The sequence below is a fragment of the Achromobacter ruhlandii genome, assembly GCF_002082135.1.
Lineage (GTDB): Bacteria > Pseudomonadota > Gammaproteobacteria > Burkholderiales > Burkholderiaceae_B > Achromobacter > Achromobacter ruhlandii.
In genome coordinates this window covers 734,034-757,082 of the sequence record NZ_CP017433.1, presented here as the reverse complement: position 1 = coordinate 757,082, position 23,049 = coordinate 734,034, and the positions used below count along the sequence as shown (strand labels likewise).

At 63.9% G+C, this 23,049-nt stretch carries 21 protein-coding genes and 1 tRNA gene; 8 read left to right on the top strand and 14 right to left on the bottom strand.

The window, feature by feature from the left end; all coding sequences use genetic code 11:
• Nucleotides 1-129: 129 nt before the first annotated feature.
• From AruCF_RS03475 to AruCF_RS03455, 6 genes are all read right to left on the bottom strand, one after another.
• Nucleotides 130-1,050 (bottom strand): Fic/DOC family protein, encoded by a 921-nt coding sequence (locus tag AruCF_RS03475; RefSeq protein WP_083036520.1) that lies wholly within the window; start codon nt 1,048-1,050, stop codon nt 130-132.
• 37 nt (nt 1,051-1,087) lie between these two features.
• The gene (locus AruCF_RS29410; protein WP_167385868.1) at nt 1,088-1,297 is read right to left on the bottom strand and encodes an antitoxin VbhA family protein; all 210 of its coding nucleotides are present in this window, start codon (nt 1,295-1,297) and stop codon (nt 1,088-1,090) included.
• Between the two features lie 181 nt (nt 1,298-1,478).
• A complete protein-coding gene (locus AruCF_RS03470; protein ID WP_083036518.1) occupies nt 1,479-1,826 on the bottom strand; it encodes an H-NS histone family protein in 348 nt (115 codons plus the stop codon).
• 296 nt (nt 1,827-2,122) lie between these two features.
• Nucleotides 2,123-3,304: a DUF7673 family protein gene (locus tag AruCF_RS30175; RefSeq protein WP_083036516.1), complete on the bottom strand. Its 1,182-nt coding sequence runs from the start codon at nt 3,302-3,304 to the stop codon at nt 2,123-2,125.
• Nucleotides 3,301-4,056: a ParA family protein gene (locus AruCF_RS03460; RefSeq protein ID WP_254431167.1), complete on the bottom strand. Its 756-nt coding sequence runs from the start codon at nt 4,054-4,056 to the stop codon at nt 3,301-3,303. Before AruCF_RS03460 ends, AruCF_RS30175 begins: the two co-directional genes overlap by 4 nt.
• A gap of 76 nt (nt 4,057-4,132) precedes the next feature.
• On the bottom strand, nt 4,133-4,435 hold the full coding sequence (locus AruCF_RS03455; protein WP_083036514.1) for a transcriptional regulator: 303 nt from the start codon (nt 4,433-4,435) through the stop codon (nt 4,133-4,135).
• A gap of 93 nt (nt 4,436-4,528) precedes the next feature.
• Between AruCF_RS03455 and AruCF_RS03450 the strand changes: the two genes are divergently transcribed.
• The 4 genes from AruCF_RS03450 (at nt 4,529) to AruCF_RS03435 (ending at nt 9,008) form a co-directional block, all read left to right on the top strand.
• The gene (locus tag AruCF_RS03450) at nt 4,529-4,885 is read left to right on the top strand and encodes a helix-turn-helix domain-containing protein (RefSeq protein ID WP_050450311.1); all 357 of its coding nucleotides are present in this window, start codon (nt 4,529-4,531) and stop codon (nt 4,883-4,885) included.
• Nucleotides 4,886-5,861: 976 nt separating this feature from the next.
• Nucleotides 5,862-6,341 (top strand): hypothetical protein, encoded by a 480-nt coding sequence (locus AruCF_RS03445; RefSeq protein WP_157130027.1) that lies wholly within the window; start codon nt 5,862-5,864, stop codon nt 6,339-6,341.
• Between the two features lie 3 nt (nt 6,342-6,344).
• Nucleotides 6,345-7,628 carry a DUF1173 family protein gene (locus tag AruCF_RS03440; RefSeq protein ID WP_083036511.1) on the top strand — a complete coding sequence of 428 codons (1,284 nt, stop codon included), beginning with the start codon at nt 6,345-6,347 and terminating at the stop codon, nt 7,626-7,628.
• 309 nt (nt 7,629-7,937) lie between these two features.
• Nucleotides 7,938-9,008, top strand: coding sequence for a tyrosine-type recombinase/integrase (locus AruCF_RS03435; RefSeq protein WP_050450316.1), 1,071 nt, complete (start codon nt 7,938-7,940; stop codon nt 9,006-9,008).
• Between the two features lie 24 nt (nt 9,009-9,032).
• Here the strand turns inward: AruCF_RS03435 and AruCF_RS03430 are convergent.
• The 6 genes from AruCF_RS03430 to mnmC all read right to left on the bottom strand — a co-directional run bounded on the left by AruCF_RS03430 (nt 9,033) and on the right by mnmC (nt 16,398).
• Nucleotides 9,033-9,108: transfer RNA gene (locus AruCF_RS03430), tRNA-Lys, on the bottom strand.
• A gap of 204 nt (nt 9,109-9,312) precedes the next feature.
• Nucleotides 9,313-10,110 carry a MetQ/NlpA family ABC transporter substrate-binding protein gene (locus AruCF_RS03425; protein ID WP_049071433.1) on the bottom strand — a complete coding sequence of 266 codons (798 nt, stop codon included), beginning with the start codon at nt 10,108-10,110 and terminating at the stop codon, nt 9,313-9,315.
• 49 nt (nt 10,111-10,159) lie between these two features.
• A complete protein-coding gene (locus tag AruCF_RS03420; RefSeq protein ID WP_006388812.1) occupies nt 10,160-10,813 on the bottom strand; it encodes a methionine ABC transporter permease in 654 nt (217 codons plus the stop codon).
• The gene (locus AruCF_RS03415; protein ID WP_049071432.1) at nt 10,770-11,858 is read right to left on the bottom strand and encodes a methionine ABC transporter ATP-binding protein; all 1,089 of its coding nucleotides are present in this window, start codon (nt 11,856-11,858) and stop codon (nt 10,770-10,772) included. Before AruCF_RS03415 ends, AruCF_RS03420 begins: the two co-directional genes overlap by 44 nt.
• 172 nt (nt 11,859-12,030) lie before the next feature.
• Complete coding sequence (locus tag AruCF_RS03410) at nt 12,031-14,256, bottom strand: glycoside hydrolase family 31 protein (protein ID WP_049071430.1); 2,226 nt, start codon at nt 14,254-14,256, stop codon at nt 12,031-12,033.
• A gap of 270 nt (nt 14,257-14,526) precedes the next feature.
• A complete protein-coding gene (gene mnmC, locus AruCF_RS03405; protein ID WP_049071427.1) occupies nt 14,527-16,398 on the bottom strand; it encodes a bifunctional tRNA (5-methylaminomethyl-2-thiouridine)(34)-methyltransferase MnmC2/FAD-dependent 5-carboxymethylaminomethyl-2-thiouridine(34) oxidoreductase MnmC1 in 1,872 nt (623 codons plus the stop codon).
• Between the two features lie 155 nt (nt 16,399-16,553).
• Here mnmC and AruCF_RS03400 point away from each other — a divergent pair, with 155 nt between their 5' ends.
• On the top strand, nt 16,554-17,429 hold the full coding sequence (locus AruCF_RS03400; protein ID WP_049071425.1) for an inositol monophosphatase family protein: 876 nt from the start codon (nt 16,554-16,556) through the stop codon (nt 17,427-17,429).
• A 21-nt stretch (nt 17,430-17,450) separates the two neighbouring features.
• Here the strand turns inward: AruCF_RS03400 and AruCF_RS03395 are convergent, their stop codons facing one another.
• Entirely contained in the window at nt 17,451-19,151 is a 1,701-nt protein-coding gene (locus tag AruCF_RS03395) for an AMP-binding protein (RefSeq protein WP_049071424.1), read from the bottom strand.
• A gap of 76 nt (nt 19,152-19,227) precedes the next feature.
• On the opposite strand from AruCF_RS03395, the gene AruCF_RS03390 reads away from it, so the two are divergent.
• On the top strand, nt 19,228-20,424 hold the full coding sequence (locus AruCF_RS03390; protein ID WP_049071422.1) for a M20 aminoacylase family protein: 1,197 nt from the start codon (nt 19,228-19,230) through the stop codon (nt 20,422-20,424).
• A 7-nt stretch (nt 20,425-20,431) separates the two neighbouring features.
• Here AruCF_RS03390 and AruCF_RS03385 read toward each other — a convergent pair whose 3' ends face one another.
• On the bottom strand, nt 20,432-21,331 hold the full coding sequence (locus tag AruCF_RS03385) for a LysR family transcriptional regulator (protein ID WP_049071420.1): 900 nt from the start codon (nt 21,329-21,331) through the stop codon (nt 20,432-20,434).
• Nucleotides 21,332-21,461: 130 nt separating this feature from the next.
• Between AruCF_RS03385 and AruCF_RS03380 the strand changes: the two genes are divergently transcribed.
• Nucleotides 21,462-22,535 carry a YeiH family protein gene (locus AruCF_RS03380; protein ID WP_049071418.1) on the top strand — a complete coding sequence of 358 codons (1,074 nt, stop codon included), beginning with the start codon at nt 21,462-21,464 and terminating at the stop codon, nt 22,533-22,535.
• Between the two features lie 103 nt (nt 22,536-22,638).
• Nucleotides 22,639-23,049, top strand: coding sequence for an acyl-CoA thioesterase (locus AruCF_RS03375; protein WP_049071416.1), 411 nt, complete (start codon nt 22,639-22,641; stop codon nt 23,047-23,049).

Genomic DNA, 23,049 nt, shown 5'->3' with positions numbered 1-23,049 from the left:
GTCACGTCCTGTCTGCCCACAGCTCGTCCGTCGACGGCTGTGCTGGGCGTGAGCGATACGACCATCCGACTGTCGAAGAGTCGGATAGATGCATTTTAAGTTGTGTTTAGCAGCTAAATAGCTGCTGTCTCAACGATCCAGATCGTGATCGCGATCGCGCTGCAGCCGCTTTGAAGAAGTTTGCTCGGCCTGTGATTCAGGGCACTCGACCAGGCCAGCGCCACCATGCGGATAGCGGATTTCGATTGCCTGCCCCGGGACGGCGAGGTCCACGTTGAGCAGCGCCCGACGGCTGTGCAGTACCACCTCGCCAGCATGGCCCTTTTGCTCTTGGATCAGGTAGCGCTCAGTTGATCCAATGACCACGCCCTCATAGTCGCGCCCGGGAGCAGCCAGTACGACATGCACGCGTTCACCAACTACTGCCTTCGCCAAGTCCAGAGCGTATTCACGGTCCATGTCTCGGAGATTGGCTCGAATCAAGTTCGCCATGCGTTGCGAGTCCCCCTGATAGGCCTCGATTGACGCCTTGGTCATCTCGTCCCGATCGACACCCAGCCAGTCAATGCCATAACCGGCATCCTTTGCAAGTTGACCGATGAACTCGCGGATACTTCTACCGTTGCCTTCCCGGAATGGATGAAGCACATTCAACTCACCCAAGTAATGGCCAGCACGCTCACTGAACGAATCGGGCGCAAGGCCCTTTAGGAGACCTTCTCGCGAAAGTGGTCTCGTGATCTGTGGCGCATAGCTCGCGATCTGTTCGTGACTGGCAAAGCGCGTTGTGCCCTTCGAGATGTCCACGGTGCGGATCTTGCCGGCCCAGTCATAGACGTCGCCGAACAGCCGTTGATGGATCTGTTGAAGGTGCGCCAGATTGAACTCGCCTCGAACGGGCGATACCGCAAGTTCATAAGACCGCACGGCAGCAAAGGTGGCTTCCACTCGATCCAGTTCGGCTTGGTCGCTGATGCCAAAGCGGTTGCGTAGAACGCCTGTATCAGGATCTACGTAGGGGTCTTTTGCGTTAATTGGATACTTTGCCATGGCCGTAGCGAAATGGCCGCCCGTGAGGCGGCCGTTGCTATTCGGAGGCAGAGGGAGAACGAAATTCCCCGGCCGCTACGCGGGCGCGGAGCGCATTGATCACGTTTAGAACGCTCAAGGTTCCGTCCGCTGCGCGCTGAAGATCCGCGACGGTCCGCGCATCTGGTTCCAAGCCTTCCAGACGTTGGCTTGCCACCGCATTCACTACGGCGCGCCGGCGCTCCTTCAGGTCGTATGCTGTCAGCATTTCGGGGCCTCCTGGCAAGCCTACATTTTACCAACTATCCGCCCGCCACAGTCGGTCTGGTTCACGTTCCGCTATGAACAAAAGCAAGAGCACCATTGGAACCTGATGCCGGTTGGGAAGGGATCGGGCGGTATTCGCGAGGAGAGTCACCTGAACGACGAAGGTGCCCGGCCAGCAGGCGTTAAATGCGGAACTGTTCGCGCGATGCTCCATCCTTTTCTGCTGACGTTAGCCAGCGCGGTGCACGTCCACGTCCGGTCCAGGTATCACCAGTTTCAGGATGACGGTACTTCGGCGCCACTGGGCGACGAGATTCGGGCCGCTCAACGCTCCTCTTGCGCTTGGAGCGGGCGGACTTCGCTGCGCCATATGCTGTCTGGATATCTGCGGGGGAAATATGATATTCGTGCATCTGCGCGACGATCTTTTGTACGGCGGACGCCCGGCCACTGATGCGAAGGGCTTCGGCGCGTCGCTGCAGAGCTTGGATCTGAGCGTTGAGCTTGGCGAGCGGTTTGTTCGAGAGCATTGCAGTTTCCTCAGGTGCTTTTGTGGCGAAAGGATTGTTGGATACGCCGTGTTGTGTAATGGAGATCAGGTGTTGTTGATGATCATGCCAACCAGAATAGGCACAGCTGACGCAAAGAAAGTTACGTTAGCTATGGAGTCCCAGCCCGCCCATCGCGAAATGATGGAAGTCGCCATGAGTACACATCCGACAATCAACGCCACCTTTCCCGGACCTTTTTCAATCATCACAGCTCCATATATTGAAATTCCATCTCGGTTCTCCCGTGTTTGGCCGCTAAACATCGGCGCGCTTTGTCATTCGTTAGCAAGCTGGGGCCTCCAGATCTTGACCAGTTCCTTGAACGCTTCGTGAACGGGCGTGCTCAGCGTGTCTGGATAGGACCGGCTGCGCCGGACGAGGGCAATCACTGATGACATGTCGTCGTAAATCTCCTTGTCCACGCTCCACAGATCCGACAGGTCGAAACCGCCGCAGCTTGTTGCGTTCCACCAGGCAAGCAGAAAGTCCGCTACACGCTTGCTCTGATTGGTGTCCCGTCGAGCAATTTCGATGAGACGATTCAGGGCGGCCATGCCGGCGTGGCGCAGCGCGGGATTTGCAGCGTCACGCTGCTCTTGCTCGAGCACATCCCTGCGGCGTTGAAATTCGGCCTTCACCTCGTCGGGGACTTCACGCTGATGCCGGGTGGCGGTCGTGTCCGCAACAAACGTCATCATTGCGCCCTGCTCTTCCGCCTGGCCGCCATGCCGATCGTCGACGGGATCTTCGGATTGCGTAGGGCCCTTCGGCTCGGCCGGTTGGTCCTTCGGCTTGGTGCCTTGCCGAATGGCTTTTACGGCGGCGCGCGTGGGCTTTTGCTCTGGCGCCTTCAACAGTTCGGCGACGGCTTGCGGATTCTCCCGATGCGCGACCGCGAGCTCATTTGCCAACGTCACGTCCGTGACTTTGCCGGTGGCAACGGCTTCTGCAACAGGGTCCGGCAGATCCAACATCTTGGCGTGCTGGGTCACCCAGGCCTTGGACTTGCCAAGACTTTCAGCGATTGCGGTCTGGCTATGCCCATCTGCCAATTCGTCGCGGATATAGAGAGCAATTTCATGAGCAGTTAGGTTTTCCCGTTGGATGTTCTCCGCGGCCTGAGCACGGCGGCTGATTTTCTTAGGCGTCAAGAAGCCAGGCACTTGCAGCCAACCCTCAACCTTGGCGGCGCGAAAGCGCCGGTGACCAAAATTGATAATGAAGCGACCAGGTTGATCTGGGTTGGGGTAAAGGGATATCGGGCTTTCCATTCCATCCGTGCGGAGAGATGCTCGCAGCTCGCCGATACTCTCCTCGCTGAACCCCGGGTTGTCTTCCGAGCGAACGTTTCTATCTTCGTCGATGAGGTCGATATCGAACATCATCGGCTCGCCGGTTGGCACAGACGGCATATCCAAGATGGACGCTAGGTCTCCCAGTCCTTTCAGATCCATCATGCTTTTACTCCCATCTTGGTGCGGATGTACTGGCCCAGGGCGCGCATTTCGGCGCCCGCCGCACGCGCGGTGGTCTTCTTGGATTTCCAGACGGGTTCGCCAATAGACTGTGCTTCAGCGACGCTTGTGCGTAGACCGATGGTGACGGGCGCAAGCAGCTTCTCGTGGGCGGCACGGACTTCTGCCAAATGTCGGACCTGGCGTGGATTCCGCCGATCCACCATGCTAGGAAGTAGCCCAAGAAATTGCAGCTTAGGATTGCGCTGCCGAGCATTGAGTATCACGCGCATCATCTTCTTGATCCCTTCGATGCTGTACTCCTCCATCTCCACAGGGGATATGACCGCATCGGCAGCGTGAAGCGCTGCTGCCAAGGCGATACTTACGCCCGGCGCTGTATCAATCACGCAGAGGTCATATCCCTTTTCGGCGAACGCCGACAGATTTACCCGGAAATTTCTCAGCGCGGTTTCAAGCGGCATGTAGATCAAATTTGCCAGCAGCTGATCTGCGGCGATCAAGGAGATGCTCGATTCGGGTGTGGGCACTGCCGGCACGCTGTCGAGAAATAGTGCGCTTGCAGGTATTGCCAAGCTGAATCGAGCCAGGGTCTTCGAAAGGTCACCGGTATCCAGGTCGATGACTAAGACCCTAGCCCCAGCTTCCGCAGCTTCAAATGCGGTATTGGCGGCGGTCGTGGTCTTGCCAACGCCGCCCTTCTGTTGTGCGACTGCGAGAGTTTTCATTTCCATATGCATTCCTCTTTTGCATTGAGGTGCGAGCGTCTAGCGGCCTAAGCGGTTTGCGTTTAGCCGCTAAACATTGAAATTAGGGAAGTCGCTTCGACGCGGCTTCGCACGTAGGGTCTTGGTCCGAGGGCTCGGGGAGATCAGGCCAAACCTCCCAATAGTCGGTCGGTCGTAGCTCCTGCCGCGAAATACCGAGATGGGTCATGATGCGAACGCAGTGATGCGCGCCAAGGGGCGCCTTACTCTTAAGCATCTTGTTGACGGCCGGCTGCGTAACACCCAGCATCTGCGCCAATGCTTCTTGCGTGCCCGCCAGTGCGATGGCTTTTTTGAGGGCCTCATACGAGGGCCCATATTGGTCGGAGGCTTCATAGATCATCATTCGGTAATTTTATAACTTGAGTTATTTTTTGGTCAATAACTTTTATTCTTTGGGTTTTTGACGGCATACAACTACAAGAATACGCTTCGGCGCATGGACCTCAAGGCGATCGGATTACGCGTCAGGCAGCGTCGGAAAGAGCTGGACCTGACTCAGGAGCAGCTCGCGGCCCGCGCCGGCATCTCCCAAGCAGCGATCGCGAAAATCGAGCGCGGCGGAGCCACGCGGCACACCGCCGAGATCGCCCGTGCGCTCGGTGCCAGCACTAACTGGCTCGTGTATGGCAGCGACGACCTGGCGCAGTCAGAACAAGGCTATTGGCCGTTCAAAGTAGCTCGCTTGAGCGAGTTCGAGAAATTGTCGCCCGCCAAGCAGAACGAATTGGACATCCGTCTCGCAGACTTCATCGCCGGGGCGAGCGAGCAAAGCGATAGCAAAAGAGTCGCTTAGGCGCTTGCCACAAGTGCGTCCCAAATTCCCCTTTGGTTTGCCGCCTAACCCCAGTCCCAATCTCTCAAGCTGGCGGACTACCCTGTCCGTAGTACCGCCGTTGTCTTTTTTTCCGCCGACGTAACCAAGAGAGACTGACGCAACATAAAGATGCTGAAATATAACTAAGGTGTTGCCTCTATTTATGACTTGAGTTATATTTCTTGGGCCGACACAGAAATGTTCGGTCTAGCTCTTTAACACTGCGAAACATGAATTTGCCCTGCGGCCCCCTGTGGCCGCAGTAGGGGAGATAGCCGCGAGCGAAAGCTTGGCCCCGGGCATTAAAGAAGCGGCAAGAATCAATGCGCCAGACGAGGCCCGTGAAGCCCGTTTCGCAACAAGCGCTGACGTACAAATCTGGCCAGGTGCTGAGCCTGGCGGGTGCATTGATCTCGTGCAGGTGATGGAGTTGTTTCCCATCCCTGCAGAAGCGAACCGACCGAGCGCTATTGCGGGGTCGGGCATTCAAACGAGCGCCGAAGCAGGACATGCCCCACGTGGCGAATAACGTGTTGGGCGAACACCGGGCAGGGTCTCAACTTGCCCGCGCCGTGCAAGTCGGCAGGAAGCCGCCAACGTTGTGGTATCTCGGCGGCGGCATCCGAATCGGCGTTCACCAGGATATTCCCAGGTGTTTAGCTGCTAAACACTTCGGAAATCGAGCGCTCCGATTCGGATGGCACATGGCTCCATCTCATGCAGGTCTACACACAAATAAACGCTCTTCAAAGAAAGCGCGATTTCAACAACAAATATCAATTTTGCAGTCAGGGCTGATGGGAGGCGCGCAACCAGCCGCCTCTGGAGTCGCAACTCCTAATCGCCCTTGCGTTGATGTCGACGCTCTTAGGACTGCAATGTGGGAAGAAAGGCGACTACGTTCGCGCAACGCGACGGGCAGGACGGGCAGACCTTTAGAACAATGGAGCGCATCTTGCACAACAAACAGCTCACTCACCGGACCCAACAGCGCACGTTGATGCTGGCGTCAGCGCTCAAAGTAGCTAAAAGCTTGGGACTAATCGTCGCGGTGCTCGCTGCGGCGGGAAAACTAATTGAAGAATGGGAAACAGTTCTTTGGAATGTGTCCCTTGGAGGCAAGTTCTGGGGAGCCATCTCAGTTGGACTGACCAGCGTAGCCGTATTTGTCTGGGCCAATTTGGTCGCCTGGGGCACGACGCCATCGGACGACGCCGATAGGAAGCGCCACAACAAGATTCGGGCCGTGCTGACATTCATACGGTGTACGGCACTGTTGACTCTTCTTGCCGCGACCGTGGCCATGTTCACGATCAGCCGCACACTCGCCGATCTGGATATCTATCAAAAGATATTTGCCGTAGCAATGATCGGCGCAGTGGTTGCGGTCTTCGGCTCGCTCGCGGGCACGCTGAAGGCGCATTCTAGGAGATAGCAAATGGATCGAACGCTATATGCCGTAGATGTCACGCTGGGTGGAATGACCCGACCGTACTCGCCAGAGTTTCAAACGGCTGAGCAATTCAAGGACGGCTGGAAGCGCGTACTGTTGATGGCGCACGGCAAGGCAGACGTCAGGTGTACTTGCCCTGGATCGGGCGAACGCCGCTTGTCAATCCACAGCCGCTCCAACTCCGATCGGTTCCACCTTGCCCGCTTTCCCGAGACAGGGTCAGAGCATAGCGAAGACTGCGTTTATTACGGTGTAGATCCGAGCATGTCCGGTCTTGGTTCATACCGACGCGGCGTGGTCCAGGAGCTCGACGACGGCGCGGTCAAGATTAAGCTGAAGGTCGGGCTTCAACAGCGTGCGACTTCCGCCCCAGAAGAGGGGGACGCCTCGTCCGCCACCGCACCGTCGATGCCTGCGACGCGCCCGCGAACCGGTCAAGCCAGCATGACGTTGCTCGGCCTCCTGCATTTTCTCTGGACACAAGCAGGCCTGCACGCATGGTCGCCAGGCATGGAAGGAAAGCGCAATCTTGGTGTGGTGCATTACCACTTGATGCGCTCGGCCATGACTACCTATGCGGGGCGTGTTCGACTGGCCCAAAACCTCCTGATATCCACGCCGACCGCAAGCGGGCAGCAAGCTGGACACAACAAGGCCAAGGCCCTGGAGGCGGTGACTCAACGACGGCGTTTGGTTGTAATTGCCCCCCTCGCACAGCACCAAGAAGGAATGGACGGCAGCGCCACACTGCCTATCGCGGGGTTTCATGGAGTCCCATACTTGAACCTCGACGAAAACGTCTGGGAGCCCTTGGAGCGCCGCTTTGCCCGAGAGATCGACTCTTGGCGTGCGGGGAATGCCGTCATCGCCGTCGTACAAACGGATCCCCCAAAGTCCTCTGGCGGCAGCATGCGCGCGCAGGTTGTCGATATCGCTCTCATGCAAACCACGCGGGACTGGATCCCGGTCGATTCGGGTTACGAGGCTCTGGTCGCTGACAAGCTCGTCGCTGAAAAGCGCCGGTTCGAAAAGCCGCTCCGGTTTGACGCTGGCGAGGACGTAGCCTTCCCGGATTTTTGGTTGCGCGACAGGCACACGCCAGCGCCACTGGAGGTGTGGGGCATGAGCACGCCGGAATACCTGGCGCGCAAGGCAGAAAAGGGCGCGCACTACGACGAGACGTACGGCAAAGAAGGCTGGTGGTCTTGGAACGCTTCGATCGGTGATCCAGTACCGGACTTCCCGGCACCACTGAGATCGCACGATTAAGCAATGACACCGAACGGTCCCTAGCCTTCTGGCTTTCCTGGCCCACCTCGATATTTCCCGGCCCGATAAAGGAGTTCGCATGTCCTCCATGCCTCCGGCAGAGAACGTGGATGAAAAGGCGCTCACCCTGCAAGAAGCAGCAATGCGCCTCAACATCTCTTACAGCACCATATTCAGCTATCGCAAAGAGCTTGGTTTTCAGCTTAGGGCGAGGGGCGCATGGCGCATTTGGCCATCGCGCCTTGCTGCATTTTCGGAAAAGAACAACAATGTCACCCAGCTATCGCTGCGGGTTGTGGGAGATGCACAATGCCCATCCGCAAAGATGAAACCTCAGGTATTTGGCAAGTTGATATCCGCGTCCCAGGCGTCCCGCGAGTTAGATGCTCTTCTGGAACGACGGACAGGCAAGCCGCGCAGGAGTACCACGACAAGCTGAAAGCCGACCTCTGGCGTCAAGCCAAGCTCGGCGAGCAACCCGACCGGTTTTTTGAAGAGGCCGCGGTGCGTTGTCTTCGACTATGGGACGGACTACGCGACTATGACAGCAAGGTCCGGCACGTCGCATATTGGCGTACTCAGTTCTCTGGACGTGCAATTCGCTCTTTAAAATTTGACGAGATCGCGGACAAACTGCCGACGCATACTACCCATAAGCATCGCAAGCCGACGCCGGTAAGTGCTGCGACCAAAAATCGCTACCTCGCCACGCTACGCAGAATGCTCAAGCTCTGCGAAGACTGGGACTGGATCGACAAGTGCCCAAAATTCTCGGAATTTGTTGAACCCGATAATCGTGTGCGATGGGAACCCCCGTCCGTTATCGGCCGACTGATAAGTGCGATGTCGCTCGAGTGGATGCGCGATGTCAGCCTCGTCGCCGTGGCAACTGGGATGAGGGAAGACGAATTACTTTCGCTCAAGCCGAGCAACGTGGACATGCCCCAGCGAAACGCATGGGTCATCGCAGAAGAGGCAAAATCGGGCTATGCCAGGTCGGTGCCTCTCAACGCGGACGCTATGGCAGTGCTGCAACGCCGGATCCCCAAGGCCAAACGGTTTGTATTCGAACGGCCATCAAGAGACGGTGTGGTGCGGAAGATCAGCCAGGTCGATGCTCGGTGCTTGCGTCGTGCGTGCGCCGGGGTCGGGATTGACGACTTTCATTTCCACGACCTTCGCCACACCTGGGCCAGTTGGCATGTACAGGCCGGAACACCACTCATGGTCCTAAAGGATCTGGGGGGTTGGGAGACACTGGACATGGTTCAACGCTATGCCCATTTGGCTCCGTCCCACTTGGCCCACCATTCGAACACGGTCGAATTTTGGTCAAAGTCGGAACAGAAAGAAAAAACGCCGCTAGTGATAGCGGCGTAAGTTCTTGATACTGCGGGTGTTTGGTGGTGGGCTGAGCGAGACTCGAACTCGCGACCAACGGATTAAAAGTCCGCTGCTCTACCGACTGAGCTATCAGCCCGACCGAAGCCCGAAATTATGGCTGATTTCGTAGACCTTGTCAAAAAATCGAGGCAGGGATGCCTCAACACCGCAACAGACCATCGCAACCCGTCAAGCGCGCCAGAGCCCACGCCCCGGCGGGGCCGTGGAAAAGCCGTCCGCCCTCGCGCCAACGAAAAACGGCCGCTTGCGCGGCCGTTCTGCATCGGGAGGCGAACCTGGCTTACCAGGCAGCCACCACCGCGCCCTTGAACTTGGTCTCGATGAACTGCTTCACGGCCGGGCTGTGATAGATGCTGACCAGCTTGGCGAACTCGGGACGGTCCTTGTCCTTTTCACGCACCACCAGCACGTTGGCGTACGGCGAGTTGGGCGATTCCTGGGCGATGGCGTCGGTGGCCGGGTTCAGGCCCGCTTCCAGCGCGAAGTTGGTGTTCACGGCCGAAGCGTCGGTGTCGTCCAGCGAACGCGGCAGCTGGGCGGCGTCCAGTTCGATGAAGCGCAGCTTCTTCGGGTTCTCGATGACGTCGATCGGGGTGGCCTTCAGGCCGGCTTCCGGACGCAGCTTAATGAGGCCATTGGCCTGCAGCAGCAACAGCGCGCGGCCGCCGTTGGTCGGGTCGTTCGGCAGCGCGATGCGGGCGCCTTCCTTCAGCTCGGACAGCGACTTGATCTTCTTGCTGTAGATGCCGATCGGGAAGATCACGGTCTTGGCGATGCTGACCAGCTTGTAGCCGCGGTCGGCGTTGGCGTTGTCCAGGTACGGCTGGTGCTGGTAGCTGTTCAGATCCAGGTCGCCCGAGGCCAGCGCGACGTTGGGCTGCACGTAGTCGGTGAACTCGATCACCTGGATGTTCAGGCCCTGCTTGGCGGCTTCCTGCTTGACCACGTCGAAGATCTGGGCGTGCGGGCCGGCGGTGACGCCAACCTTCAGGGGCTTGTCCTGGGCCAGCGCGGGCTGGGCGAATACGGCGGCGCCGAGGGCGAACGCGGCCAGCGACTTCAAAACCTTGATGCTCATGTTGCGAATTTCCCGGATGTCGGAAGGAGGAGAAGAATGTTCGGTGTGATCAACGATGCGAGATGCGGCGCACGTAGCGGTCGCCCAGGCTCTGGATCAGCTGCACCAGCACGATCAGCACGATGACCACGGCGGCCATCACGTCGGACTGGAAGCGCTGGTAGCCGTAGCGGATCGCCAGGTCGCCCAGGCCGCCGCCGCCGATGGCGCCGGCCATGGCCGAATAGCCGATCAGGCTGACCACGGTGACGATGGTGGCGGCGATCAGGCCGGGCAGCGCCTCGGGCAGCAGCACCTTCATGATGATCTGCATCGGCGAGGCGCCCATGGCGCGCGCGGCGGTGATCAGGCCCGGATCGACTTCGCGCATCGCGTTCTCGGCGATGCGCGCCATGAACGGAATCGCGGCCACCGACAACGGCACGATGGCGGCGGTGGTGCCGATCGAGGTCTGCGCCACCAGGCGCGTGAACGGAATGATGGCGACCATCAGGATCACGAACGGCACCGAGCGGGTGGCGTTGATGACCGCGCCCAGCGCGTGGTTGACGGCCTGGTTCTCCAGCATGTTGCCGCGCGCGGTCACGGTCAGGATCACGCCCAGCGGAATCCCGACCAGCACCGCGATGGCGCTGGCCACGCCCACCATCAGCAGGGTGTCAAGCAGCGACGTAATAAGCAGGTCGATCAGTTGCGGGCTCATGAGCGATTTCTTCAACGGTGATGTCACGGGCGGTCAACGCGGCGATGGCGTCCTTGACCGCGGCAGGCGCGCCTTGGGCCAGCACGAACATCGTGCCGACGGCCACGCCCTGGATGTCTTCGACGCGCGCCTGCACCAGGCCCACGTCCAGCGAATACTGCGTCGACAGGTCGGACAGGAACGAACCCGACGCGTCGGTGCCGGTCAGCGACAGGCGCAGCAGGCGCACGGCCTGGCCCGGCTTGGCGGCGGCCAGCGTCTCGATGCGCTGCTTGACGGCGGCCAGCGTGGCGTCGGTCAGGTCCGACGCGGTCGCGGCCGACACCATGGCGCGGGTCACTTCGTGGCGCGGCTGGGCGAACACTTCGCGGGTGCTGCCCATCTCGACCACTTCGCCCTGCGACAGCACGGCCACGCGGTCGCAGACCTCGCGCACCACTTCCATCTGGTGCGTGATCATGACCACGGTCACGCCGGTCTTGCGGTTGATGTCGCGCAACAGTGCCAGGATGTTGTGGGTGGTCTCGGGATCGAGCGCGGACGTGGCCTCGTCGCTGAGCAGCACGTCCGGATTGTTGGCCAGGGCGCGCGCGATGCCGACGCGCTGCTTCTGGCCGCCGCTGATCTGGCTGGGATAACGGTCGCGCAGATGCTCCAGGCCCACCAGGGCCAGCAGGCGTTCGACGCGGGCCGGAATCTCGCTCTTGGCGACGCCGGCGATTTCCAGCGGCAGCGCCACGTTGCCGTACACCGTGCGGCGCGACAGCAGGTTGAAGCCCTGGAACACCATGCCGATGCGGCGGCGCTGCGCGCGCAGTTGCGCCTCGCTCAGTCCGGTCAGGGCCTGGCCGCCGATGGCGATGGAGCCTTCGTTGGGACGCTCCAGCAGGTTGATGCACTGGACCAGCGTGCTTTTACCGGCCCCGCTGGGGCCGATGATGCCGAAGACCTCGCCCTGCTGGATGTGCAGGTTGATGCCACGCAGCGCCTGGAACTGGCCATGCGGCGTGGCGTAGGTCTTGGATAGGTTCTCGATCTGAATCATGGCAAGCGATTTTGTATCTTTTCTCTTCTAAAGAGAACGACCGTTTTTTCCATTTTTAATAACTATCAGTAATATAAGATGCATCCGCGCAAAGACGTAAAGGGCAGTCGGGAAGGAAAGCCTTCCTGACTGCCCTTTTGCATGGGTGGCCGGCGAACCGGCCGCGCCTGGCTCAGCGAGCGCGCGAAATACGGACTTCCGCGCCGCGGCGCTTGACCTCCAGGCCCTCGGACGGCGAAATGCGCAGGCCTTCCAGCCCCTTGATGTAGCTGGAGCCCTGCATCTGCATGACGCGGATCTTGTTGCGCATGACCACCGGGTTGTGCACCGGCATGCCGAACATCCAGACTTCGTCCAGGATGCGCGCCGAATTGAATTCGCCCGTGTGCTGCGCCGCCGGGCCGAGACAGAGCATGTGCCCTTCGCGGCCAAACACCGGGAACTGGCCCAGCTCGCAATCGATGGTCCAGGTGGTGCCGCCTTCGTAGCGGTGGCCGGTGTTCAGGTCCCACCAGGCCTCGCCCTTGGGCAGGTACACCCGCACCTGCTTGCCCGGCGCGGTGATCGGCGCCACCAGCAGGGCCGGGCCCAGCAGGTATTGCAGATCCCATTCGTGGGCATGCGGATCGTTCGGGAACGACAGCGCCATGGAACGCTGCACCGGCAGGCCGGTGCGGGCGGCGTCCTCGATGGCGCCCAGCACGTAAGGCACCAGGCGATAGCGCCACTGCATCCAGGTCTTGACGTGCGCCAGGGTCTCGTCGCCGAAGTCCCACGGCAGCAGGCCGTTCACGCCCTGGAACGAGAAATTGGCCGAGAACACGCCGGCGGTCAGCCAGCGCAGGTAAAGCTCGGGTGTCATGTCGGCCGTGCCGCGCGACGCGGTGCCGATACCGTGCACCTGGACCGGCAGGCCCGAGGCGCCGATCGACAGCGCGGTGCGCAGGGTATGGCGCAGGCCTTCCCAGGTATTGTCGACCTGCGGGCCCACCTGCCAAGGCAGGCGCTGCGCGGCCGGGAACAGGTCGGTGCTGGGCACCACGCCCTCGGGCGGCACTTTCAGGCCGGCGACGGCGTCGAACAGCGCGCGGCGCACCAGCAGCGGATACATGCTGCGCAGCGCCGGGCCGGTTTCGCCATTGCGAGCGGTCACGCCATCGGGAATGGCGATCTGGGCGTCGCAGGCCGGCGCGTCCAGGCCGTCTTCGACCAGTTGGCGATGGCGCTCGACCCACAGGTTGTAGATGTCGCGATAGGTCAGGTCCAGCAGACCGTAGGGCTGGCCCGAGGTGGCGGCATTGCCGTCGAACACCTGCGCCGAGCCATCTTCGCGCGTCAGCAGCCAGCCGCGATCCTCGAGTTCCTCGAACAGCGGGCTGGTCTTGATGACGCCGGGGAAGCCGGACGCCGCCACGTGCACGTTGTGCTTGTGGAACAGCGCCAGCATCTGCTTGGCGTCGGGGAAGCGCTGGGCGTCCCATTCGAACACGGTCTTGTCGGCCTGGAAGCCCCAGGCCGCCGGCTGCGCCAGGGTCACGGCGTCGACCGGAATCTGGTTCTCGCGCATGCGGCCCAGCAGCGCCACGGTCTGCGTCGGCATTTCGCCGCTGGCCTGCTGCAGCCAGGCGCCCATGGCCCACAGCACCGGCTGGCCGGCACGGCCGGTCAGCGCGGTGTACTGGTTCAGGATTTCGGCGGGCTCGCCGGCGAACAGGAACACATCCAGCACCACGTCGTCGACGCTGACGACATAGGCCGAATCGGCCGGCGCCACGCCGACCGAGTGCTGTACCCGGCGCATCGTGTTGACGTACAGGCCCCAGCCGCGCGGACTCCATGCCAGCGGCAAGGCGCGATGTTCGGGATCGTCGGAGACGACGGACTCCTCGCGGCGGTTCAGGTCGCCCGGGGTCTCGCCCAGGCCGTAGACGCGCTCGTCCGGCAGCAGCGTGAAGCCGGCGGTCCAGACCGCGTCGTCAGCCTGGTCCAGCGCGTTGTGCCCGAATGCGGGCGTATGCGCGGAAACCTCGGACTCGAACACCCGCTCTTCATTGCGGTAGAGCGCGAAGCGGACGGGATTGGATTGGACTTCCAGGGCCACGTCGCCCTGGGTGATGCGCCAACCGTCCCCGCCTTCGCGCGGGGCGATGGCGGCCTCGCCCACCGCCTCCTGGCGCGCGAGCAACATCTCGGCCACGGCGCGCGCGCGCGCGCCGGGCTTGTCATCGGTAAGGTGGTTCGCCTCGCCGCAGCGCAGGCGAAACACACCAGGCGCATGCGCCTCGACTACCAGGTGCAACCCATCGCCCGCGTCGAAATCGATGCGACTGGGGCGGGACGTCAGCAGCTCGATGGTGTCGAGCTGGGTAGTATGGGCAAAGTCGAACTTGGGCGGCACAGAGCATCCCCCGGCTTAAGCCAAAAACCATCAAAAGACGCTATTTTGACGGATTTGAGCTTTGAAATAAACTCGGTCCCTCTTTTGGATGGCGATATCGTCCAAAAAAAGGGTCACAAAGCCCCCGGCCGGCCCGTATCCGGCTCATCGCCGGCGCGCCGCCGCAACGCCATGCCTGCCCCAACGCGGGCCCATTTGGCGCCAAATCCTGGCATTTGCCGTCATTCTACGCCACCCCATTCCAGCCCTCCGCGCGCCCCGGAAGTTTTTTCAGCGCGGCGCAATCAGTTGGGACAGATCGGTTTCAAGAGGTGACGGTTCGCCGCAAAGGCGGGACGCGATCAGATCTCCCATCAAGGCCGACCAGGACAACCCGCGCGAAGCATACCCAGCGGCCAGCCACAGGCCCGGCGCATGGGCCAGTTCGCCCACGGCCGGCAGGCGCCCCGGCAACACCGCCCGCCACCCCGCCCAACCCGGCAGGCTACCGGGCGCCAGGTCATGCAACGCGGCCAAGCCGTCGCCCAGCAGGCCCGCGGCCTTGTCCAGGGTGACGCGCTGGCCTTCGGCGCCGATGCGCGCCTCGGTGGCGCCATGCACATAGGTGCTGCCCGCCACGCAGCCGCTGCCCGTGTCCGGCAGCAGGTAGCCTTCGCCCCCCACCACGCAGCGCGGACCGCCACCCAGCGCGGCCGCCGGCAGCAGCGTGACCTCGCCCGCCAGCGCATGCATCTGCGCCACGCGCGGCAACGGCGCCAGCAGGTCGCTGGCGGCCAGCACCTGCCGCGCGCCGAAGGCATTGGCGAGGACCACATGGGCGGCCTGTCCCAGCGTCGCTCCCGTCGCATCCAGCGCGCGCCAGCCCCCGGCGTCGCGCGCCAGCCGCGCCACGCAGCCCGGCGCCACCCGCACGCCGGCGGTCGCCAGCAAGGCGGGAATCAATTCGCTCGGCTGCACCAACATGCCCTGGCCGAAAAACACGCCGCCGCGCGCCAACGGCAGGCCCGCCAGCGCGCTGGCCTCGTCGCGGCTCACCGCGCGCACCCAATCGGCGGGAAACGCCAGGGTCGCCAGGGTGTCCGCCAAGGCCGCCGCGCGGCCCGCATCGCGATCCAGCTGCACCGTGCCACACACCCTCGGCGCCGCGCCGCCCGGTAGTCCGGCCCAGCGCGCCAGGGCGCGGCCACTGCCGGCGCGCGACAGGCGCGCGCGCGCGTTGTCGTCGCGCGCCAGCACCGGCGTCAGCGCCGCCGCGACATGGCCGGCATGGGCCGGCGCGCCGCGCGCCAGTCCCGCATCCAGCACCGTCACCCCCCAGCCGCGCAGGGCCAGCGCTTGCGCGATGCCGGCGCCGGCCAACCCCGCCCCCACCACCAGCGCGTGACGGGCTCGCTCGTCCTGCGCGGCTGGCGCGGCGGCCGCGCCCGGCATCGCCGTGGCCACCGTCATATGCCATTTGCCGCCATAGCCCGGCGCGCGCCGCGCCTCGAACCCCGCTTCCTGCAAGGCCCGCCGCAACTCGCCGGTGCAGGCCCAGGTGGCCAATGTGGCGCCCGGCGCGGCCAGCCGTGCCAGCTCTTTGAGCAATGGCGCCTCCCACATGCGCGGGTTGCGCTCGGGCGCGAAGCCATCCAGGAAGTACGCGTCCACCCGCGCCGACAAGCGCGGCGCCAGCGCCTGCGCGTCGCCGAATCCAAGCGTCAGCGTCACCGCGCCGCCCTCGAATTCAAGCCGGTGCAGGCCCGGCAGCAAGGACGGCCACTGCGCCGCCAGTTGCGTCGCCAGGGGCGCCAACGCCTCGGGCGCATGGCGCGTCAGCAGCGCCGCCAGATCCTCGCGGCTGAACGGGTGCGCTTCCAGTGACAGCACGTGCAGGCGGCGCGCGCGCCGCGGATCGTCGCGCCACGCGCGCCAGACCGCCAGGAAATTCAGGCCCAGGCCGAAGCCGGTCTCGCAGACCGTGAACGCGTCGCGGCCGCGCCAGCGTTCCGGCAGGCCGTTGCCGCGCAGGAACACGTGTTCCGCCTGGCCCAGGGCTCCCGAGGGCGAGTGATAGACGTCGCCATACGCCGGGCTGTAGAGCCGGCCTTGCGCGTCGACGTCGACAACGGCGGGGGTCAGGGGCGAATAGGAGGAAGACATGGGGAAAACCGGGCGCTTCAGGGAAATCTCGGGAATATCGGCAAAGCGGGATTATCGAACGGCGCGGCCGGCCTGCGTTGGATGCGCGCCACGCGCGGCGCGGCTTTTGCCCCGCCGCAACGGCTTTGACGCATACCTGGGCTTACACTGATTTCATGGAAACCTATGACCCGCCCCGCTCGCTGACCTCGCCCATCGACCTGTGCGCGGCGCTGGATGCCGCGGTCACGGCCGCCCATGCCGGCGCGGCCATCCTGCAATCCTACGCGCATCACCGCGCCGATCTGGTGATCGATCGCAAGGCGCGCAACGATCTGGTGTCGCAGGCCGACCGCGAGGCCGAAGCCGCCATCATCGACGAACTGCAGGCGCGCACGCCGAAATTCGGCATCGTCGCCGAGGAAACCGGCGGTCAGGCGCAGGGCGCGGCCACCTGGTACATCGATCCGCTGGACGGCACCACCAATTTCCTGCACGACATCCCGCACTATGCGGTGTCGATCGCGCTGATCGCCCACGCCGGCACCGCCATCTCCGCCAACGAGCGCCTGGCGCGGGACATGCCGGTGGCGGGCGTGGTCTACGATCCCAGCCGCGAAGAACTCTTCACCGCGGTGTATGGCCTGGGCGCCTGGCTCAATGGCCGCCGCATCACTTGCTCGCGCACCCGCACGCTCGAAGACTCGGTGCTGGCCACCGGCTTTCCGTTCCGCGACTTCTCCTTCGCCAGTCAGTACATGCCGATGCTGCACGACGCCATCAACCGCGCGCGCGGCGTGCGGCGCATGGGCGCGGCCGCGCTCGACCTGGCCTGGACCGCCTGCGGCCGCTATGACGGCTATTGGGAAATGGGCCTGGCGCCCTGGGACGTGGCCGCCGGCACGCTGATCGTGCGCGAGGCCGGCGGCGCCTGCAGCGACATGCACCGGCAGGATTCCTGGCCCATCGGCGGACGCGTGGTGGCCGGCAACCCGGACATCGAACGCGCCCTGCACGAGATGATCGCGCCGCACCTGGGCCAGCCGGGCTGAACGCCCGGCCGCACCGCGACCTCAGGCCGGCTGGCCTTGCGGCGCGGCGGCCTCGGCGTCCGGCCGCAATTCACGCCGCAGGATCTTGCCGACATTGCTCTTGGGCAGTTCGTCACGGAACTCCACATAGCGCGGCCGCTTGTAGCCGGTCAGCTTGTCCTTGCACCACTGCTGCACCTGGGCCTCGGTCAGCGCGGAATCCTTCTTCACCACGAACACCTTGACCGCCTCGCTGGAGTGCTCGTCCGGCACCCCGATGGCCGCGCACTCCAGCACGCCCGGCATCTGCGACACCGCCGCCTCCACCTCGTTCGGATAGACCTTGAAGCCGGACACGGTGATCATGTCCTTCTTGCGGTCAACGATGCGCGTGTAGCCCTTGTCGTCCATGATGCCGATATCGCCGGTGCGGAAATAGCCATCCGCCGTCATCACGTGACGCGTTTCCTCGGGCTTCTGCCAATAGCCGGCCATGACCTGCGGCCCGCGGATGCTGACTTCGCCGCGCTCGCCCAGCGGCACCTCGTTGCCGGCGTCGTCGAGGATGGCGACGTAGGTGGACGGTAGCGGCAGGCCGATGGAACCGGAATACGCCGTGGCATCGCACGGATTGACGGTGGCCACCGGCGACGTTTCCGACAGGCCATAGCCTTCGATCAGGGGCTTGCCCGTGATCTTCAGCCAGCGCTCGGCCACCGCCTGCTGCACCGCCATGCCGCCGCCCAGGGCCAGCCGCAGCCCGGAAAAATCGAGCCTGGCGAAATCCTCGTTGTGCACCAGCGCGTTGAACAGCGTATTGACGCCGGGAAACACGTTGATGGGCACCTTGCGCCAGGCATTGATCAACGAAGGCTGGTCGCGCGGATTGATGATCAGCACGTTGCGCATGCCCGCGTACATGCCGTACAGGCCGCAGACCGTCATGGCGAACACGTGATAAAGCGGCAAGGCGCTCAGCACGGTGATCTGCCGATCCGTCATGTCGCGCAGGGCCGGCGCCGCCACCGCCTCCATCTGCTTCACATTGGAGGTCAGGTTGCGATGCGTCAGCATCGCCCCCTTGGGCACGCCGGTGGTCCCGCCGGTGTATTGCAGCACCGCCAGGTCGTCCATCGAGATCGCCGGCGCGGTGAACGACAGGCCGGCCCCCTTGGCCAGCACCTTCGGCAGCATCAGCGCGCCATCGAGCTGCCAGGCGGGCACCAGTTTCTTGACGTAGCGGGCCGCCAGGTTCACCAGCGGCGCCTTCAGGCCGCCCAGCAGGTCGCCCGGCCCGGTCACCACGATGTGCCTGAGCTGGCCCCGGTCGGACACGCTCTGCAGGGTGTGCGCGAAATTCTCGAGGATCACGATGACCGCCGCGCCGCTGTCCAGCAACTGCCGCTGCAATTCCTCGGCGGTATACAGCGGGTTGACGTTGACCACCGCATGGCCGGCCCGCAGGGTGCCCAGCAGGGCCACCAGGTAGGCGGGCACGTTGGGCATCATCAGCGCCACCCGCGAGCCCTTCGGCAGATCCAGGCTTTGCAGCCAGCCGGCGAACCCGCGCGCGTGCGCGTCCAGCTGCGCATAGGTGATGTCACTGCCCATGGCGGTGCAGGCGACGCGCCCCGCGAACTGCTTGCAGGCCCGGTCCAGCAGGTCGGTCAGCGATGTGTAGCCGTCGATGGAGATGTCGGCGGGAACCCCTTGCGGGTAATGGGCAAGCCACGGACGGGTCATGGTGTTTGTCTCCATTAAATTGATTTTTGATTGATGATAACCTTGTTGCGTTCCCAAATTCCGCCTGATTCTTCCCATGAAACTGCTCGATCCCATCGTTGCCTGGCGCGACGATATCTCCCAGATCCGGCGCGACATCCACGCGCATCCCGAATTGGCGTTCGAGGAATTCCGCACCGCCGACGTGGTCGCGGCCAAGCTCGAAGAATGGGGCATTGAAATCCATCGCGGCCTGGGCGGCACCGGCGTGGTCGGCATCATCCGCGGCGACCGGCCCGGCGAGCGCGCCGTCGGCCTGCGCGCCGACATGGACGCCCTGCCCATGCAGGAAGCCAACACCTTCGCCCACGCCAGCAAGCACGCCGGCAAGATGCACGCCTGCGGCCACGACGGCCATACCGCCATGCTGCTGGCCGCCGCCCGCTACCTGTCGCAGCATCGCGACTTCGCCGGCACGGTCTATGTGATCTTCCAGCCGGCCGAGGAAGGTGGCGGCGGCGCCAAGCGCATGATCGACGACGGCCTGTTCACCCGCTTCCCGATGGAAGCGGTGTTCGGCATGCACAATTGGCCCGGCATGGCGCCCGGCCAGTTCGGCGTGACCGCCGGCCCCATCATGGCGTCCAGCAACGAATTCTCCATCGTGGTCAAGGGCAAGGGCACCCATGCCGGCATGCCCAACCTGGGCATCGACCCGGTGATGGCGGCGGTGCAGCTGGCGCAATCGCTGCAGACCATCATCACGCGCAATCGCAATCCGCTCGACGCCGCGGTGCTCAGCATCACGCAGATCCACGCCGGCAGCGCCGACAACGTGGTGCCCAACCACGCCGAACTGCGCGGCACGGTGCGCACCTTCACGCTGGAAGTGCTGGACCTGATCGAACGGCGTATGGAAGAGATCGCGCGCCACACCTGCGCCGCCATGGACTGCGAGGTGGAGTTCACCTTCCAGCGCAACTACCCGCCCACCATCAACCACCCGGAAGAAGCGGCTTTCTGTGCCGACGTCATGCGCGACATCGTCGGCGACGACAAGGTCAACGACCACGTGCAGCCCACCATGGGCGCCGAGGACTTCGCCTTCATGCTGCAGGAATTGCCGGGCTGCTACGTCTGGATCGGCAACGGCGTCGGCGATCACCGCGCCGCCGGCCATGGGCTGGGCCCGTGCATGCTGCACAACGGCAGCTACGACTTCAACGACGACCTGCTGCCGCTGGGCGGCACCTACTGGGTACAGCTGGCGCTCAAGCGCCTGGCCAAGCCCTGACGCCCCGCTAGAAACCGCCCCCCTGCCCCGTCCGCACCGCCTGGCACATCGCCAGGAAGCGCTGGGCGGCGCGGGCGGCGGCGTCCGCGTGCGGCACCAGGATGCTCAGTGTGCGCGTCAGCGGCCGCGGCAACAGCCGCAACGCCGCGAGCGCGCCGTCCTCGTGCCGCATCGACATGGCCGACACGAAGCCCACGCCGAGTCCGGCGCGCACCGCCTGCTTCACGCCCTCCACCCCGGCCAGTTCCAGACCGATCGACGGCGCCAGGCCGGCATCGGCAAACGCCCGCTCCACCAGCCGCCGCACGCCTGAACCGGGCTCGCGCATCACCAGCGCCGACAGCGCCAGGTCGCGCAGCGTCACCGCGCCCTTGCCGGCCAGCGCGTGATCGGCCCGCACAATCGCCACCACCTCGTCCTGCCGCCACGCGTGGACCGCGGTATCGGCGGGCAGGCCCGCCGGCACGTCGCCCTCGATGAAGGCCAGGTCCAACGCCGGCAGACGCTCGACGATCTCGCGGGTATTGCCATCGGACAAGTGCAGGCTGACCGCCGGAAACGCCTGGCGGAAGTCGGCCACCAGCGCAGGAAGCAGGTAGCTCGCGGGCGTGGTGCTGGCCCCCAGCCGCAGCACGCCGGTTTCCAGGCCGCGCCAGGACTCGCGCACCGCCTGCGCCTGGCGATACACCTGGCGCAGCTGGCGCGCCTGCTCGGCCAGGCGCTCGCCGGCCTCGGTCAGCGCTATGCCGTGGCCGCTGCGACGGTATAACGGCTCCCCGAACCATTCCTGCAAGGCGCGCAACTGGCCCGACACGGCCGGCTGTGACAGGTGCAGTTGCTGGGCCGCGCGGCTGATGTTGCCGGCATCGGCCACCGTGGCGAAGGTGAGCAATTGATCGGGGGTCATGGGCGGTGCGGGTGGCGGCAGCCTTATTATCAGAATTTCCGATATTTCATATCAAAAATGAAAATTTTCCAAATAATTGTCGCGAAACTAATATTTCGTCTGGTTATTTAGATATGCACAAAGGCCCGCCATGAGCACCGCCAGCACCACCGCCCCCCAACATGCCGCCCCCGCCACGGCCGCCGCAGCCACGCCCTGGCGCGACAAGCTCAACGGCGTGCTGTTCGTCGGCCTCATGTCGGCCGCGGTCATGCAGTTGGCGGACCTGCCCGCCATCCGCCAGTTGGGCTTTTCGCCGCTGGTGGTCGGTATCGTTTGCGGCATGCTGTACGGCAACTTCCTGCGCGGCACCATGCCGGTCGACTGGGGCGTGGGCGTCAACTTCACCGCGCGCCGCCTGCTGCGCATCGCCGTGGCCTTCTACGGGCTGAACATCAGCATCCAGCAGATCGCCGCCGTCGGCCTGCCGGGCCTGGCGGTCTCGGTGGCGGTCGTGGTGGGCACGCTGCTGATCGGCACCTGGGTGGGCCAGCGCCTGCTCGGGCTGGACCGCGACACCGCCATGCTGACCGCCGCCGGCAGCGCCATCTGTGGCGCCGCCGCCGTGCTGGCCTTCGAACCGACCCTGCGGGCGCAACCGCACAAGAGCGCCGTGGCGGTGGCCACCGTAGTGCTGTTCGGCACGCTGTCGATGTTCCTGTACCCGGTGCTGTATCACGCCGGCTGGCTGCCGTTCGACACCCAGTCGCTGGGCATCTACATCGGCGGCACCATCCACGAAGTGGCGCAGGTGGTCGGCGCGGCCAGCAACATCGACCCCGCCACCACGGAAGTCGCCACCATCGTCAAGATGACCCGCGTCGCGCTGCTGGTGCCGGTGCTGCTCATCCTCGGCCTGTACCTGCGCAGCGCCGCCAGCCATGCCGGCGGCAACGCCAAGGGCGCCAAGCTGCCGATTCCCTGGTTCGCGGTGGGCTTCCTGGTCCTGGCCATCGTCAACTCGCTCAACATCATCCCCGCCGACGTGATCGCCGCAATCCGCCGCCTGGACGTCTTCGCCCTGACCATGGCCATGACCGCGCTGGGCATCGAGACCCGCTTCGCCAATATCCGCAAGGCCGGTCCGCGCGTGATGGCGCTGGGCCTGATCCTGTACGCCTGGCTGCTGGTCGGCGGCTACGGCATCGTCAAGCTGGCGTCCTGATCCGCGCCCGCTTCGATAAAGCGCGCCGACGGGGCGCCGGCCCGCGCCGGCGCCCCGTTTTTCCTGCATAATCGGCTGGTTGCCTTGCATTGGAGCCGGCCGCATGACCTCCAGCACCAAAACTCCCTTCACGACCTTGCCCGCCAATCGCGACGCCGTATTGCGCGTCATGCCGATGCCGGCGGACGCCAACATCCACGGGGACGTTTTCGGCGGCTGGATCATGTCCCAGGTCGACATCGCCGGCTCGATTCCCGCCGCCCGCCGCGCGGCCGGCCGCGTCGCCACGGTCGCCGTCAACGCCTTCCAGTTCAAGCAGCCCGTGTTCGTGGGCGACCTGCTCAGCTTCTACGCGGCCATCGTCAAGACCGGCAAGACCTCCATCACCGTCTCGGTCGAGGTCTACGCGGAACGCCAGCGCCTGGACGCCGAAGTCGTCAAGGTCACCGAAGCCACGCTGACCTACGTGGCCACCGACGAAGCCCGTCGCAGCCGCCCCCTTCCCATTCTTTGA

Excerpts from the sequence above, each read along its gene's own strand:
- AruCF_RS03390 (WP_049071422.1), top strand. The coding sequence starts at position 19,228 with ATGAAACTGCTCGATCCCATCGTTGCCTGGCGCGACGATATCTCCCAG.
- AruCF_RS03400 (WP_049071425.1), top strand. The coding sequence starts at position 16,554 with ATGGAAACCTATGACCCGCCCCGCTCGCTGACCTCGCCCATCGACCTG.
- AruCF_RS03450 (WP_050450311.1), top strand. The coding sequence starts at position 4,529 with ATGGACCTCAAGGCGATCGGATTACGCGTCAGGCAGCGTCGGAAAGAG.
- AruCF_RS03435 (WP_050450316.1), top strand. The coding sequence starts at position 7,938 with ATGCCCATCCGCAAAGATGAAACCTCAGGTATTTGGCAAGTTGATATC.
- mnmC (WP_049071427.1), bottom strand. The coding sequence starts at position 16,398 with ATGTCTTCCTCCTATTCGCCCCTGACCCCCGCCGTTGTCGACGTCGAC.
- AruCF_RS03425 (WP_049071433.1), bottom strand. The coding sequence starts at position 10,110 with ATGAGCATCAAGGTTTTGAAGTCGCTGGCCGCGTTCGCCCTCGGCGCC.
- AruCF_RS03470 (WP_083036518.1), bottom strand. The coding sequence starts at position 1,826 with ATGCTCTCGAACAAACCGCTCGCCAAGCTCAACGCTCAGATCCAAGCT.
- AruCF_RS03395 (WP_049071424.1), bottom strand. The coding sequence starts at position 19,151 with ATGACCCGTCCGTGGCTTGCCCATTACCCGCAAGGGGTTCCCGCCGAC.
- AruCF_RS03375 (WP_049071416.1), top strand. The coding sequence starts at position 22,639 with ATGACCTCCAGCACCAAAACTCCCTTCACGACCTTGCCCGCCAATCGC.
- AruCF_RS30175 (WP_083036516.1), bottom strand. The coding sequence starts at position 3,304 with ATGATGGATCTGAAAGGACTGGGAGACCTAGCGTCCATCTTGGATATG.
- AruCF_RS03385 (WP_049071420.1), bottom strand. The coding sequence starts at position 21,331 with ATGACCCCCGATCAATTGCTCACCTTCGCCACGGTGGCCGATGCCGGC.
- AruCF_RS03420 (WP_006388812.1), bottom strand. The coding sequence starts at position 10,813 with ATGAGCCCGCAACTGATCGACCTGCTTATTACGTCGCTGCTTGACACC.
- AruCF_RS03440 (WP_083036511.1), top strand. The coding sequence starts at position 6,345 with ATGGATCGAACGCTATATGCCGTAGATGTCACGCTGGGTGGAATGACC.
- AruCF_RS03415 (WP_049071432.1), bottom strand. The coding sequence starts at position 11,858 with ATGATTCAGATCGAGAACCTATCCAAGACCTACGCCACGCCGCATGGC.
- AruCF_RS03475 (WP_083036520.1), bottom strand. The coding sequence starts at position 1,050 with ATGGCAAAGTATCCAATTAACGCAAAAGACCCCTACGTAGATCCTGAT.
- AruCF_RS03455 (WP_083036514.1), bottom strand. The coding sequence starts at position 4,435 with ATGATGATCTATGAAGCCTCCGACCAATATGGGCCCTCGTATGAGGCC.
- AruCF_RS03460 (WP_254431167.1), bottom strand. The coding sequence starts at position 4,056 with ATGGAAATGAAAACTCTCGCAGTCGCACAACAGAAGGGCGGCGTTGGC.
- AruCF_RS03380 (WP_049071418.1), top strand. The coding sequence starts at position 21,462 with ATGAGCACCGCCAGCACCACCGCCCCCCAACATGCCGCCCCCGCCACG.
- AruCF_RS29410 (WP_167385868.1), bottom strand. The coding sequence starts at position 1,297 with ATGCTGACAGCATACGACCTGAAGGAGCGCCGGCGCGCCGTAGTGAAT.